Source organism: Flintibacter faecis (genome assembly GCF_014287875.1).
GTDB classification, from domain to species: domain Bacteria; phylum Bacillota; class Clostridia; order Oscillospirales; family Oscillospiraceae; genus Lawsonibacter; species Lawsonibacter faecis_A.
On sequence record NZ_JACOPN010000010.1, the window covers coordinates 14,717 to 30,640 of the forward strand.

General features: G+C 48.0%; 10 protein-coding genes and 1 pseudogene. All 11 read left to right on the forward strand.

Going from position 1 to position 15,924, the window contains the following annotated elements:
• Positions 1-20 precede the first annotated feature (20 nt).
• On the forward strand, positions 21-770 hold the full coding sequence (locus tag H8S55_RS12380; protein ID WP_008371563.1) for a hypothetical protein: 750 nt from the start codon (positions 21-23) through the stop codon (positions 768-770).
• Positions 771-1,157: 387 nt separating this feature from the next.
• Positions 1,158-2,390 carry a plasmid recombination protein gene (locus H8S55_RS12385; protein WP_186879206.1) on the forward strand — a complete coding sequence of 411 codons (1,233 nt, stop codon included), beginning with the start codon at positions 1,158-1,160 and terminating at the stop codon, positions 2,388-2,390.
• Positions 2,391-2,452: 62 nt separating this feature from the next.
• Positions 2,453-3,091 carry a CHC2 zinc finger domain-containing protein gene (locus H8S55_RS12390; RefSeq protein ID WP_008371567.1) on the forward strand — a complete coding sequence of 213 codons (639 nt, stop codon included), beginning with the start codon at positions 2,453-2,455 and terminating at the stop codon, positions 3,089-3,091.
• Positions 3,015-4,379: a virulence-associated E family protein gene (locus H8S55_RS12395; protein ID WP_029677266.1), complete on the forward strand. Its 1,365-nt coding sequence runs from the start codon at positions 3,015-3,017 to the stop codon at positions 4,377-4,379. The genes H8S55_RS12390 and H8S55_RS12395 overlap by 77 nt, the downstream gene beginning before the upstream one ends.
• 247 nt (positions 4,380-4,626) lie before the next feature.
• On the forward strand, positions 4,627-4,824 hold the full coding sequence (locus H8S55_RS12400; protein WP_005335835.1) for a hypothetical protein: 198 nt from the start codon (positions 4,627-4,629) through the stop codon (positions 4,822-4,824).
• A gap of 47 nt (positions 4,825-4,871) precedes the next feature.
• Positions 4,872-5,552, forward strand: a pseudogene (locus tag H8S55_RS12405) (DNA topoisomerase); the annotation flags it as partial.
• Entirely contained in the window at positions 5,549-6,394 is an 846-nt protein-coding gene (locus H8S55_RS12410; protein WP_002304387.1) for an LPD16 domain-containing protein, read from the forward strand. The pseudogene H8S55_RS12405 and the gene H8S55_RS12410, both read left to right, overlap by 4 nt.
• 13 nt (positions 6,395-6,407) lie before the next feature.
• Positions 6,408-7,004: a YodL domain-containing protein gene (locus H8S55_RS12415; protein ID WP_002304389.1), complete on the forward strand. Its 597-nt coding sequence runs from the start codon at positions 6,408-6,410 to the stop codon at positions 7,002-7,004.
• Positions 7,004-7,207, forward strand: coding sequence for a transposon-transfer assisting family protein (locus tag H8S55_RS12420; RefSeq protein ID WP_015564218.1), 204 nt, complete (start codon positions 7,004-7,006; stop codon positions 7,205-7,207). Before H8S55_RS12415 ends, H8S55_RS12420 begins: the two co-directional genes overlap by 1 nt.
• An 18-nt stretch (positions 7,208-7,225) precedes the next feature.
• On the forward strand, positions 7,226-15,556 hold the full coding sequence (locus tag H8S55_RS12425; protein WP_002304391.1) for a helicase-like domain-containing protein: 8,331 nt from the start codon (positions 7,226-7,228) through the stop codon (positions 15,554-15,556).
• The gene (locus tag H8S55_RS12430; RefSeq protein ID WP_002578947.1) at positions 15,556-15,888 is read left to right on the forward strand and encodes a plasmid mobilization protein; all 333 of its coding nucleotides are present in this window, start codon (positions 15,556-15,558) and stop codon (positions 15,886-15,888) included. Before H8S55_RS12425 ends, H8S55_RS12430 begins: the two co-directional genes overlap by 1 nt.
• The last annotated feature ends 36 nt before the right edge of the window (positions 15,889-15,924 follow it).

A 15,924-nucleotide genomic window follows, 5' to 3' on the forward strand; every position in this document is an offset into this window, starting at 1 on the left:
GCAAGAAGGTGGACTTTTGTATGAAAAAATTTTTGAAAATATTGCTAATCATTGTAGGAATAGTTTTTTTGATTTTTGCAGCGCTGATATGTATTGGACTGTTTGTTGATTATGATGACCATATTGAAAATGGTCGTTATACTTATGTTCCGGAAGATGACAATAAAGACAATGCATATGTCGAATTCAATTTGAGTGATTACGATAAAAAGGATTCTGAACTCATATATTATAGTTCTGTCGAAGAAGCTATTTTGAATTCTCCTTTGAATGCTGAAAATGAAGAATTTTCTGTTCCAGAAGATTTTCTTAATCATGTTGATGAAATATTGCATATATGGAATGGCAAACAGTATGATACTATTTTCTATCGGGCAGGAAGTGATAACGATCCCGTTCAAGGTTTTGTGATTGCACGCTGCAAAAAAAAGATAGAAAATGAAAGTACACAATATGCGTTTGTAAATGCTACACCAGCTACCACTACACCAGATACCACTTATGGGGGAGACTTCAAAAAATTTATCCATTTATCTTTAACAATAAGTGATATTCAACAAGACTTAAATCCAAATTATCCGGATACCAGATTCGTTTTTGGCTATGCACATGATAAAGAAATTTACTCATTAGAAGTAGAAGGTCAAAAGCCAGATGGGATTATAGAATATGAAGAATATGGTAGAACGATGTATATGTGGTATTATAACGATTTGAAAAGCAATAAAAGAGGCGATTGTCTGAGCTACTCAGTAGATGTGCCAGAGTAATTTTTCAAATTGGCTAATCTGCCACAACTGAATATGACCGTCAAGGTCAGATGAAGAAACCGATGTATTGAGCGTAAAGCGATCATGCGTCGGTTTTTCTTTTTGCAAAATAGTCCGGTGGACTGTTTTGTAAAACCGAAGGAACTGACAGAGCTTGGGATGGGGTGAAGTCAGTTTGTTCGGGCGGGAGTACAGAGGGTGCAACCCTTTGTGCATGGGTACAGGGAATGCAATACCCCTGTGCAGGTCAAGGGCGGCAGCCTTGCCCAGTTAAGTGGCGCTTCGCCACTTAATACTGGGTATTACTTGACGCAGAAAGCCGCAAGGAATCAGCTTCGCTGCCCTTCTCCCCTGTCGGGGAAATCAAAAAGAAAAGGAGGAACTCATGTGAAATTAACAAGACACAATGGACGAGCCGGAAAGAATGGCGTTTATAACCCGAAGCACAATGACCGCAGTTTTGACATTGCCAACAGCGAACACATTGACGAAGAACGAGCCAAACAAAATCTCTATTGGGACTGTTACAATGGCTTTCGCAATTTCAAAAATCCCGAAAAGGAAAATGAGCTGTCTGCCACTTTTGAAGATGTGGAACAGCTTTTTTATCGTCAGCGGTATCATGATTTTGTAACAGGACAGAATGAAAGAAATGTGAAGAACCGACACCCTGAAAGAAATAAGGAAACTGGAGATTTACTCAAAAGCAAAAAGACCTGTCCAGAGGAAACGGTCTATCAGATTGGAACGCTTGACAATCATGTTCCGCCGGAATTGCTCATTGAGATCGTCACAGAATTTATGGAAATCGCAAATGAGCGTTTCGGCTCTCATGTCCATATCCTGAATTGGGCGCTGCACTTGGATGAAAGCACCCCTCATATTCACGAGCGTCATGTGTTCGACTGTGAAAATCAATATGGAGAGATTGCCCCACAACAGGAAAAGGCTTTGGAAGCATTGGGGTTTGAACTGCCGGAACCGGAGAAGCCAGTCGGAAGAAAAAACAACCGCAAGATGACTTTCGATTCAGCTTGCCGAGTGCTGCTGTTTGATGTGGCGAAAAAGCATGGCTTACAACTGGAAGAAGAACCGGAATATGGTGGTCGTGCATATCTGGAAAAACAGGACTATATTCTTTTCAAGCAAAAGGAGCAACTGGCAGCACAGGAGCAAAAGTTGGAAGAACTCACGATGAAGATTGAAGATGTGGAAGCTTTGGTGGACGAGGTTGCCGATATTGCCTATGACAAGGCGGTTGAGGTCGTTGCTGATACTGTAAAACTGGAAACGCACAAGGAGGATATTAAGCTGGTGGAGCAGTCTAAGGCGTGGGTTCTCTCCCCTGAGCGTAAGGCTTCAAAGAAAGAAGTTGAGTATGCAGTGAAACGATTGGATGGCGTGATTGCCAGAATCGCAAATGCTATGAAATCAACTATTCAGAAAATCCAAACTACGCTGATGAAACCGGAGGTCAAAAAAGCCGGAACGGAGCAAATCAAGAAGAAAGCCAAAAGTTCCATTATAGAGCAGTTGAGCCGCAAGAAGAAGGAAATGGCAGAGCGTGAAGTCAGCCGGACAATTCCGGCGAAAAGCAAAAAACAGGATATGGAACTTTAAGGCACTTGCTATTTTCGTTTTGAAAATGACAGGTGCTTTTTTCGTTTCTGGAAAGGAGTCACATGAATGTATTTGAAGTTGTAAAAGAAAATGTTACTGCCCGACAAGCCGCAGAAGCCTATGGCTTGAAAGTGGGTCGCACTGGTATGGCGTGCTGTCCGTTTCACTCGGATAAGTCCCCCAGTATGAAGCTGGATGAACGCTATTACTGTTTTGGCTGCGGAGCAACTGGAGACGCTGTTGATCTGACAGCGAAGCTATTCGGTATCGGGCTGAGGGAAGCTGCTGTCAAACTTGCTGAAGATTTTGGTCTTAACTATGACAGCCGACAAAAGCCCAGTATTCGCCCTCGTATTCGTGAGCCGACACCGGAACAGAAGTATCAAAAAGAAGAAAATCATTGCTACAAGGTGCTGACGGATTATTTTCATCTTCTTAGAGAATGGGAAAAGAAATACGCTCCTAAACAGCCGGATGAGGAATGGAATCCCCTGTTTGCAGAAGCACTGTATAAGAAGAACTATATCGAATATCTACTTGATATTCTTCTGTATGGTTCATTGGAGGAACGAAAAGCACTTGTGGCAGAACAGAGAAAGGAGGTGTTAAAACTTGAACAGCGAATTGCAGAACTGTCAGCAGACAGAACCATGCACAGTAGAAGAAATCCGAAACAGCTTAGAGCAGAGCGAGAAAGGTAAGGTTTATAATACTGCCGCAAATTATAAGCGTGTTCTGCAATATGACCCACTTTTGAAAGGGGCTATCCGAAAAAATCTTCTGACCGAAAGAATCGACATTGTGAAGCCCCTCGGTTGGTATCGTGACAGCCCGACATTGACGGATGTGGATGTGAAATATCTGCTCCTATATTTTGAAGAAAACTATGGATTGACCGTAGAGAAGAAAATCATAGACGCAGTTGCGGTTATTGCCAATGAAAATCGTTACCACCCTGTCTGTGATTTTCTCAATGCCTTGCAATGGGACGGAACAGAACGCATACGCTTCTGTCTGCACCGCTTTCTCGGTTCTGATACAGATGATTACACCTATGAAGCATTGAAGTTGTTTCTGCTGGGTGCTATCTCACGAGCTTTTAAGCCGGGGTGCAAATTTGAGGTTATGCTCTGTCTTGTGGGCGGTCAGGGAGCCGGAAAGTCCTCTTTCTTCCGTTTGCTTGCGGTCAATGATGACTGGTTCTCTGATGACTTGAAAAAGCTGGATGATGAAAATGTGTACCGCAAAATGCAGGGGCATTGGATTATTGAAATGTCGGAAATGATTGCAACCGCCAACGCTAAGAGCATTGAAGAAATCAAGTCCTTTCTGAGCCGCCAAAAGGAAACCTATAAGATACCCTATGAAACACATCCGGCAGACAGAAAAAGACAATGTGTGTTTGGTGGTTCTTCTAATACCCTTGACTTTCTTCCCCTTGACCGAACAGGCAACCGCCGCTTCGTTCCGGTTATGGTCTATCCTGAAAGGGCTGAGGTTCATATTTTGGCAGATGAACAGGCTTCCAGAGAGTATATCAATCAGATGTGGGCAGAAGCTATGGAGATTTACAGAAGTGGCAATTTCCGTCTGAGATTCAGTCCGGCTATGAACGCTTATCTGAAAGCCCACCAAAAGGACTTTATGCCGGAGGACACAAAGGCAGGACAGATTTTAGACTATTTGGAACGCTATTCCGGCAGCATAGTCTGCTCTAAGCAGCTTTACAAGGAAGCACTGGGGCATGATTATGACGAACCGAAACAATGGGAGCTGCGAGAGATCAACGACATTATGAATAATGCTGTCACAGGCTGGAGGGCGTTCAGCAATCCGAGGTATTTTCCAGAGCCTTACCGCCGACAAAAGGGCTGGGAGCGTATCAGGAATGACAACGAGCCTGACAACAGCATGGATGGTTTTCAAGAAATCCCGACAGAGGAAATGGAACAGTTAGGACTTCCGGAAGAATGGTTGAAGCAAAAATAAAAGCCCGTTGTCGCTTCGGTTGTCGAGCCGGTTGTCGGTCTGGTTGTCGGGCAAAAATCCCGAAAGCCTTGATATTGCGGCACTTTTCCCTCTCTGACAACCATGACAACCAATATTATAAAGAAAAAGGAAATAGTAAAAAGATAGTATCGCCCGATAAAGAAAAAAGGTTTTCTGATGTCCGTTGTCGGAACTTCGTTGTCAGACCTTTCCTTGTCGGGCTTTTTCATTCAAGGAGGAATATCGTATGACAAATATTGTGAACAGTACACTACCCACCCCAAATAACCATTCGGAGAAAAACAAACCGGATGGAGTTTTTGTGATTAAGCAAGGCAAAACAAATTATAAAGTCAAAGTGTTTTTTGACCATAGTAGCGGTTTGACTGCGGAGGACAGGTTGAAACGCATTATTCAGGCAGAAGCAGAGAGAGAATCTGCGTAAGTAATATGAAAAATATCCACGCACCCCCTTGACAAAAGCTTTCAGAGGATACTCTGCTTTCTGCTATGGAAACTGCCGGTGCGGACGAAATGCCTGATGAGGTGGAGCGCAAAGGTTTGGGAACGCCTGCGACCCGTGCCGGTATCATTGAGAAGCTGGTTCGCATCGGTTTTCTGGAGCGTAAGGGTGATAAGAAAACCAAACACCTGATTCCGACCCACAAGGGTACGGCTCTGGTAACAGTCATGCCGGAACAGATTCAGTCCCCATCCATGACGGCGGATTGGGAAGAAAAATTGTTGCTCATTGAGAAAGGCGAATATGCCAGCGAGGACTTTATGGACGAGATCAAAGATGTGATTGCCGGTCTGATTCAGAACTATGAAGTAATCCGTGATTCCGAGGTTATGATGTCGAAAGAAGCCAATTCTATCGGCAAATGCCCGCTCTGCGGCAGTGCTGTAGAGGACAAAGCCAAGGCATTTTTCTGTTCCAACAGAGCTTGCAAATTTGCCCTCTGGAAAAACAATCGCTACTTTGCGAGCATCGGCAAGAGCATGACTTCTGCCACGGCGCAGAAATTGCTTGGTTCCGGCAAGGTAAAGCTCAAGAATTGCAAGTCCGAAAGAACGGGCAACACCTTTGATGCCACCGTCTTTATGGAGGTATCAGATGATGGCAAAACGAAGTTCAGTATGGAATTTGAAAATGGAGGAAAGCGCAAATGACAAATGAGTACAACCCGGATGGTAAGGAAATCCGATTTATCGACAGCCATTATAAGGATTTGTTTCATATCCCCGATGGCAGCTGTGTGCAGATTCACTACCCGGATGAAATGGTTGTGAAGCCCTGCACCTTCATTGACGAGTATCATACGCAGATCGGATACAATGTGTTTCATATCTGCCAGTTTGCAGAAATTATGGAGCGCAACGGCGCAAGCTATATGCCGGAGCCTGAGATTATGGGCGATGAAGCCGCATGGAAGGTCGGAAAGGATAGAATCCTTGCGGTGCAGACCTGCGAAGATGGTTACGACTACACCCTGTTGGATGAAAACTACAACGAGATTGATGGCGGTCAGGTTGATAACCCTGAACTGTCCATGCTCGAAGTCCGCCGGGATATTCTGGAATCCTTCGGGCTGGAGCGCCGGGAACTGCGGGCAATGTTCTATGAGGATGTCATGGAGCAGGCTTTTGAAGTCGGCAGACAGGCGGTGGTGGTCAATGACCCTATCGCTGAGCTTGCTTTTAAGCTCGACCGTTTTGCAGAGAACTTCGACCCCTATGAATATATGGATCAGGTCGATGATGTGCAGGCGCATATCCAAGAAATCAAGGCAGATCTTGCCGCTGGTAATACGGCTCCGTATCGTGAGTTCCTGAATACAGCCATTGAAGAAGCCCGTGAGGAAACTGCGGTTGAGGTTGCCAAAGTGCTGAAAAGTCAGCTGGATAAGCTCGACTCTCCGAAGCGTGAGTCGGTCATGGAAAAACTGGCACAGGCCGCAGAAAAAGCTGCGCCTGCCAGTCCCTCTCCCAAACGCAAAGAGCCTGAACGATAAGGAGGACACGGATATGAAAAACGAAAAATGGGATGATGTTCACGGAAATACCACCCCGGATGACAGAATGGTTGCTTTTCTGGAAAGCCCCACGGATTCCTATGCGATTCTTCAGCTGCGGGAAGATGTAGACGATAATATCCCGCTCATGTTTGCAAATTACAGCTACCTTCAGAAGAAAGAAATGGAGCCTGAGATTGACCGTTACGAGGTGGTCTATCATGGCTCCATTTCTATGTCCGAGGATGTGAATCGGCAGCTGGAAGATTTGTATGTAAAGTTCAATATTGACCACCCGGATGATTTCCGTGGTCACAGTATGTCGGTCAGCGACATCGTAGCCTTAAAGGTAGTCGGTGAGGTATCCTTTCACTATGTAGATTCTGTTGGGTTTCAGAAGCTGGAAAACTTTATGAAGTCCGAAAACTACCTGAAAAACGCAGAGATGGCAATGGAAGATGATTATGGGATGATTGACGGTATCATCAATAACGGAAAAGCGTCCGGATTAGAGGAACGTCCTTCGGTGTTGGAGCAGTTAAAGGAAAAGCCCGTGCCGGATGTTTCCCATAAGCCGCCCAAGAGCCACCCGGAAAGGGAGATTGAATGATGGATTTCACACAGGATGAGCGGAACATGATGATGCTTTACAGCCCTGGCACAAGGTCAGGGCTGTGTGAAGCACTGACACTGATGAAGGAACAGCTTTCGGAGGACGAGTCAGAGCTTTTTGCTTTGGCAGACTCGGTTCTCCGTAAAGTTTCAGCCATGGACGATGCCGCCTTTGAGAAGCTGAACCTTTATCCGGATTGATAGGATTGGAGGGATACAATGAACGCAAAAGAGCGATTTTATTCCGGATTAGCAAAAGAAACGATTGGGAAAATCACCTCGAACACAGATAACTGGACTTCGTTTTTGAGAACGATGTCCCGCAACTATGAGTTCACCTATCCGGAACAGGTGATGATTTATGCTCAGCGCCCCAATGCGACCTTTTGCAAGCCCTATGAGGACTGGAACGCTGAAAATTACCGCAGATATGTAAAGCGTGGCTCTACCGGCATTGCTCTGTTTGTGATGAACAGGGATAAACCGTATCTGCGCTATGTGTTTGATGTGGCGGATACCGGCGTTCGCCGTTCTTCCCCGGAACTGAAACCGTGGGAGGTGACGCCTGAAAACCGCTCCTATGTCATGGAAGCGATGGAGCGTACCTTCGGTGTTGCCGCTGACGGGGTACTGGAAGCACAGCTTGAAGATATTGCATCCGCACTGGCGGCTGAGTATTGGGACGATTACAAAAAGCAGTTCCTCGACATCGTTGCCAACAGCTTCCTTGAGGAGTATGATGAACTCAACATCGAAGTAGCTTTCAAAAATGCGGTGGCAAACAGCGTATCCTATACGATGTATTGCCGGTTCGTGGAAAGTCCCGACAACTACTTCGAGCATGAGGATTTCCAGAAGGTGTTTGATTTTAACACCAGACAGACGGTAAATGCCCTTGGTACTGCGGTGAATGCCATCAGCACAAGGATGTTTCAGGAAATCGAAAAAGCGATTGGAGAACATGAGCAGATTAAAGCTACCGAAAGGAGTACAGATTATGAGCGAGATGACTTACAGACAGGCCGGAGATTATCAGATTCCGAACCTTCAGTTGGAGAACGAGGGAGAGAAACCTCTGGGCAAGTACGGCAGGATGCGTCGAGCATTTTTGGAACAGAACAATCCGATGCTCCTGAACGACATGATTCTGACGGAGAGCCTGTTCCCGCACCTGTGGGAGATCGAGGAAACAGCGAAAGCCAGAGTGGAGTTTCTGATGGAGCAGTACCTGAAGGACAGCCCCGCACCGGACAAGGAAACGCAGCAGATGGCGTGGGTGCAGCACATGAACAGCCTGAAAGCACAGGCGGAGGAAGTCGTGATGACGGAGCTTATCAACAGCTGAGTCTGAACCTTTTCCTCTCCGAAAATGAACAAATCAGTTTTATCGACCGAGCAGAGAGCTTTACGCCCTCTGCTTTTTCTTTTGCCCAGGAAGAAATCGACCACTTCCTTCTGCTTGGTAGCAATACCGATGAAGCCCGAAAAGTCGTAGCGCTGGAATATATGAAGCAGAAGCCGTTGGAAGAAATCGTTCAGACCTTAAAGCAGGTCTATCACGGCGGCTATGGTCTGAAAGAAGATAGCGGGAATATCTGTGCGTGGTATGCCGAGGACGGTATCCACCTTGCCAAAGGTTCCTCTGCCATTGACAGCCCCAGAGCGCAGATCGTTTCTTGGGAAACGGTTGCCGAGCGCATTGGAGAACTGCTTGAAAATGGTCGGTTCGCAACTAATGTGGAACTGGTAGAAGCATCCGGATATGAGCGTCAGAAGTTGGCAGAATCCCTGTGGCATCTTTATCACGATTTGAGTGAAGAAGCCCGTTCCAGCAACTATCTGGCAATTCTTCATCAGGAACCGTTTCGTGGTTTCCCTGACGAAACCGCAGACTTGGCTGAAAAGTTGGATGACCCTCGTTTCCACGCAACCTTGGTACAGCAGTATTCGGAATTTAGAAAAACCCTTGCGGAAAATCCCGATCTGCTTCGTTTTCACTATCACAAGCTGAATCTCATTCAGAAACAGCTGTATGAGTTGAATATGCCTTTGCGTGAGTATCAGACCGATATGATGCAGATGCCCCTTGTCCGCCAGTTCATTACGGATGATGAAGTCAATGCAGACTTGACCCGTGGAAGCGGCTTTTCCGGTGGTAAAGCCCGTATTTATAACTACTGGCAGGAGAATCATTCTGCCAAGGAAAAGATGGACTTCCTGAAGCATGAATACGGAACCGGTGGTCATTCCCATGCCTGCTCTGGTGCAACGCACAGCGGTCAGGATCACGATGCCAAGGGTGTTGCTTACACCAAGAGCGGTTGCGATAAATTGCAGATGTCCTGGGCGCAGGTGGTGCAGAGAATCGACGGTCTGATACGAAAGGGACGCTACCTCAGCCCGGAGGAAGAAGCGGAACGACAGGCTATCGAAGAAGCTAAAACTGATCCGTTGGAAGATGTTTATGACCGTTTCGCAGTGATTGATACCGAGGATGGCGAGTATGCGATCTGGGATAATCAGACCGATGACTACTATGTAGACCCGGAAGGCGTTACGGAATACTTCACGGACGAATGGCTTGCCAATGACTATTTGGAGGAAGTTCGTCAGTCCGTAGCTGCGATGGAGTCGGTTCAGCCAGAAGCGCCTGTGGCAGAGCCTGCCGAAGTTGTGGAAGCATCTGCTTCCGAGGAACCGAAATGGAATTATCAGGTCGGTGACACGGTATATCTGGACGATACAGCTTTCCGTGTGGAGCAGATCACGGACAGAGAAGTTCAGCTGCGTGACCCTACGCTTGCTTATCCCATCTTCCGTGCCGAGAATCGTGAGAATTTCGAGCGTATGCTCTCTCAGGACGAAAGAAACCATGCGGTAAGGGTTGATGCCCAAACCGAAGAAAAGCCCGTTACAGAGGATTTTCTGGGCAAAACCGAACCGAGGGACTACACCCCTGAGTATCAGCTGTTAGACCGTCTGCGTATGGACTGCGAATACTTCCTTGGTGCAGGACAGCACAGCGAAAAGCATCTGTGGGCAGGCAACCGCCATGCACAGATTGCCAAGATGCGTGAGCTGTATGAAATGATTCCCGACAAACCAGAATGGCTGACACCTGAGATGATTAACAGCTACGAGGAGCGCATGGCTCCCCGCTATCTGGTTGCCGCCTACCATCACTTTGAAAACGGCTTCGATGATAAACTGGACTACTACACTCTGGAAGAAGCGGAAAAAGCTGCCCAGGGCTATGTGGACGGAACCATGGAGGATGACGGATTCAAGTACGATGGTGCTGCCGTTTACGATCAGCAGGAGCATAAGTGCATCCGTATCTATGGGGACTACCCTGACGAAAAGGCACACGCACAGGTCAGAGCCAGTGCGGAACCCGAACAGCAGGAACCGGAACACTTCATCGATCATTTTTATGTTGCCGAGGACATTCAGAAGCGGGGTGCGCTGGACATCAAGGAATACAGTTCCTTTGATGATGCCCTGCGAGCCTACTATGCACTTCCTGACACGCAGAGAAAAGCCCTGGGTGCAATGAATACCAGAGATCTGCCGGGTAGTCTGGACTTCGTACAGTGCGTAGATGGAAAGGACACCATCATTCAGGATTATGCCCAGGTGGACGGATGGCAGAATGCCGAAGTCATGGACATTATCGCTCAGCTTGAGCAGTCCATCACCACCAGAGAAATCCCACCTGTTCCTGCGGTGAACTTCCACATCACGGATGACAACATCGGTGAAGGTGGACCGAAGCAGAAATTCGCAAGAAACATCGCAGCCATTGAAACTCTGTTCAAACTGGAAAGCGAGAACAGGAACGCCACTACCGAAGAACAGGAGATTTTGTCGAATTATGTCGGTTGGGGCGGTCTGGCAGATGCCTTTGACCCGGACAAGGGAAATTGGGCGAAGGAGTATCAGACACTGAAAAACCTGCTTTCCGAAGATGAATATGCTGCGGCAAGAGCTTCCACCCTGAACGCACATTACACCAGCCCTACGGTCATTCGCTCCATCTACGATGCGGTCGGACAGATGGGCTTTGAAACAGGAAATATTCTGGAGCCTGCTATGGGTATCGGCAACTTCTTTGGTATGCTCCCTCCTGAAATGCAGAGCAGCCGTTTGTATGGTGTGGAACTGGATTCCATCACCGGCAGAATTGCTCAGAAGCTCTATCCCAACGCAGAAATCAAAGTAGCCGGTTTTGAAACGACAGACCGCCGAGACTTTTACGATCTGGCTGTGGGTAATGTCCCTTTCGGCAACTACAAAGTGTCCGACAAGCCGTATGACAAGCTGGGATTCTCCATTCACAACTATTTCTTTGCCAAGGCTTTGGATCAGGTTCGTCCCGGTGGTGTGGTCGCTTTTGTGACAAGCCGTTACACCATGGATTCCAAGAACTCTGACGCAAGGCGATATATGGCGCAGAGGGCGGAACTGCTTGGTGCAATCCGTCTGCCAAACGATGCCTTTAAGAAAAACGCAGGCACGGAAGTCGTGTCCGACATCCTGTTCCTGCAAAAGCGTGACCATCCGATTGACATTGTACCGGAATGGGTAAACCTTGACCGCACCGAAGAAGGACACACCATGAACAGCTACTTTGTCGCTCATCCTGAAATGGTTCTGGGCGATACGGTGGAAGAAAGTACCGCCTACGGCATGGACATTACAGTGCGTCCCATTGAGGGCATGGAACTGTCCGAACTTCTGAAAGAAGCAGTTTCCCACATCCAAGGAACCTATCAGGCTGTGGAGCTTCCCGAAGCTGACAAGGGTAAGGAAATCGAAACCATTCCTGCAACCCCGGATGTAAAGAATTTCTCTTATACCGTGGTGGATGGCAATGTGTACTTCCGTGAAAACTCCCTGATGCGCCGTGTAGACCTGAATGAGAAAGCAAAAGACCGTGTGATGGGCATGGTGGAACTTCGTGGTATCGTCAACGAGCTGATCGAATATCAGCTTGAGGATTACCCGGATGAAATGATTACTCAGAAACAGGCAGAACTGAATGATGCCTACGATGCGTTTGCCGCAAAGAACGGGCTTATCAATAATCGAGCCAATGGTCAGGCATTTGCTGACGATTCCTCCTACTATCTCCTGTGTTCTCTGGAAAATGTGGATGAGGACGGCAATCTGAAAAGCAAGGCGGATATGTTCACCAAGCGAACCATCAAGCCGGAACGCAGAGTGACGAGCGTGGATACGCCGTCCGAAGCTCTGGCAATCTCTATCGGTGAGCGTGGCAAGGTGGATTTGCCGTTTATGGCACAGCTGCTTGGAACACCTGGAGAATACGATGCGATTCAGGCAGAGCTTCGAGGGGTGATCTTCAAAGACCCGATGGCTCCCGATGCTGTGGAAGTTGGATGGCAGACTGCCGATGATTACCTTTCCGGTGATGTAAGAAGCAAGCTGCGTGTCGCACAGATGGCGGCAGACAGGGATTCTTCCTTCCACATCAATGTGGAAGCCTTGCAGAAAGCACAGCCGAAGGACTTGGATGCGTCCGAGATTGATGTGCGTTTGGGTGCAACATGGATTGATGCCGATTATATTCAGCAGTTCATGGAGGAAACCTTTGAAACGCCGTATTACTTGCGCCGTTCCATTGAGGTCAAGTTCTCCGAGCTGACCGCAGAGTGGCGCATCAACGGTAAGAGTTCTCCCAACTACAACGATGTGGCGGCGTATGTCACCTACGGTACAGAGCGAGCCAACGCATATCGGATTCTGGAGGAAACGCTGAATCTGAAGGATATTCGTATCTATGATACGATTGAAGATGCAGATGGTAAGCAGAAGCGTGTCCTCAATAAAAAAGAAACTACCCTGGCACAGCAGAAACAGCAGGCAATCAAGGATGCGTTCCGAGATTGGATTTGGAGAGATCCGCACAGACGAGAAACCCTTTCCACCAAGTACAACGAACTTTTTAACTCCACCAGACCTCGTGAGTATGATGGCTCTCATATCCGTTTCGGCGGCATGAACCCGGATATTACCCTCCGTGAACACCAGAGAAATGCTATCGCTCATGTGCTATATGGTGGAAATACGCTGCTTGCACACGAAGTTGGTGCGGGCAAGACCTTCGAGATGGCTGCATCGGCTATGGAGAGTAAACGGCTTGGATTGAGCCAGAAATCCCTGTTCGTTGTGCCGAATCACTTGACCTTACAGTGGGCAAACGAGTTCCTGCACCTCTATCCGAGTGCCAAGCTCCTTGTTGCCACCAAGAAGGATTTTGAAACAGCAAACCGTAAGAAGTTCTGCGCTCGTATCGCAACGGGTGACTATGATGCAGTCATCATCGGTCACAGCCAGTTTGAAAAAATCCCGCTTTCTGCCGAACGACAGGAACGGCAGCTGCGGGAGCAGATTGATGAGATCGAGGGTGCGATTGCGGAGCTGAAATGGCAGCGTGGCGAAAACTTCACGATCAAGCAGATGGAGAAAACACGAAAATCATTGGAAGCCAGACTGGACAAGCTCCTTGCCGCTGACAAGAAAGATGATGTCATTACCTTTGAGCAGTTGGGTGTAGACCGGCTGTTTGTGGACGAAAGCCATGCGTTCAAGAATTTGTTCCTCTACACAAAAATGCGAAATGTGGCAGGTCTGTCCACCTCCGAAGCCCAGAAATCTTCGGATATGTTTATGAAGTGCCGCTATATGGATGAGCTGACCGGCGGGCGTGGTGTGATCTTTGCAACCGGTACTCCAGTAAGTAACTCGATGACCGAGCTTTATACGGTCATGCGCTATCTCCAGTACAGTACGCTCCAGCAAAAGAACCTGACCCATTTTGATTCCTGGGCATCGACCTTCGGAGAAACAACAACTGCGATTGAGCTTGCACCGGAGGGAACCGGCTATCGTGCCAGAACCCGATTTGCGAAGTTCTTCAACCTGCCTGAACTGATGAATATGTTCAAGGAGGTTGCCGACATCAAGACCTCTGACCAGTTGCATCTCCCTGTTCCCGAAGCAAAGTTTGAAACGGTTGTGGTTCAGCCCTCTGAGTACCAGAAGGATATGGTGGCTTCCCTTTCAGAGAGAGCAGCAGATGTTCATGCCGGTATTGTAGACCCGTCCGTCGATAATATGCTCAAGATTACCAGCGACGGACGAAAATTGGGACTGGATCAGCGGCTAATGAACACCCTGTTACCCGATGACCCTGACAGCAAGCTCAATGCCTGCGTGGGAAATATCCTGCGTATCTGGCAGGACGGTCAGGCTGACAAATTGACCCAGTTGGTGTTCTGCGACCTTAGCACACCGAAAAATGATGGAACCTTCAATGTCTATGATGATGTCAAAACCAAGCTGATTGCAAACGGTGTGCCTGCGGAAGAAGTTGCCTTTATCCATGATGCAGATACCGAGGCAAAGAAAAAAGACCTCTTTGCCAAGGTTCGTACCGGGCAGGTGCGAGTGCTTCTTGGCAGTACGCAAAAGATGGGTGCAGGAACCAACGTCCAGGACAAATTGGTGGCAGTTCACCACTTGGATGTGGGTTGGCGTCCGTCTGATATGACCCAGAGAAACGGTCGTATCATCCGTCAGGGCAACCGGAACAAAGAGGTTCAGGTGTATCAGTATGTGACCGAGGGAACCTTCGATGCCTACCTGTATCAGACCTTGGAAAACAAGCAGAAGTTTATTTCTCAGATTATGACCTCCAAATCACCGGTTCGCTCCTGTGACGATGTGGATGAGCAGGCGCTGTCCTATGCGGAGATCAAGGCGCTGTGTGCCGGCAATCCGCTTATCAAGGAAAAGATGGACTTGGACATTGATGTGGCAAGGCTGAAGGTGCTGAAAGCTGACCACCAGAGCCAGCAGTACCGTATGGAAGATAAGCTTCTGAAATACTTCCCGGCTGAGATTGAAAAGCAGACAGGCTATATTCATGGCTTTGAAGCTGATATTAAAACCGTGGAAGCACACCCGCAGATTGCCGATGGCTTTTGCGGCATGGAAATCATGGGCAAAGCCTACACCGAAAAGGCAGATGCCGGTGAAATCCTCCTTGCGGCTTGTAAGGACACGAAAAGTGCCGATCCGGTTCCTCTTGGCAGTTACCGTGGCTTTCAGATGGAGCTTTCGTTTGACAGTTTCCGGAACGAGTTCGATGTGACCCTGAAGGGCGCTGTGAGCCACAGAGTAGCCCTTGGAACGGACGCACGAGGAAATATCACCCGACTGGACAATGCCCTTGCAGGCATCCTTGAGCGCTTAGAACGAGCCAATGAGCAGTTGAATAATCTCTACAATCAGCAGGAAGCAGCCAAGGCGGAGGTTGGAAAACCGTTCCCGCAGGAAGCAGAGCTGACAGCCAAAAGTCAGCGACTGGCAGAACTGGATGCAGCCCTGAATATGGAGGACTCTGTGGAAAATCGTGACGAAAGAAGCGAGTCAGAGCGTCCTTCTGTGTTGGCTGATCTGAAATCCAAAGCGGAGCATATCCCGCCTGCAAAATACTCTGAAACCCGTGAGGAGGTGTTGTAATGGCAAAGCGAGATCAGGATGTTCATTTCCTTGCATCCAAGGAGGAGGTCGAGCGAATCCATGAGAAGATGGACGAGCTTGGCATCCGCAGCATGGGAGCCTATCTGCGGAAAATGGCTCTGGATGGTTACTGTATCAGACTGGATTTGCAGGATGTGAAAGCCCTGGTTTCGCTCCTGCGAATCTGCTCCAACAACCTGAACCAGTACGCAAAGCGAGCGAACGAAACAGGCAGCATCTATCGTGCTGACATTGAGGATTTGCAAAAACGGCTGGAGGAGATCTGGACGGACATGAGAGAAGTTCTTGTTCGCCTGTCCTCAATCCAGTAATCCGACAACTTGTTGGGAAGTCGCAGTTTCGGCTGC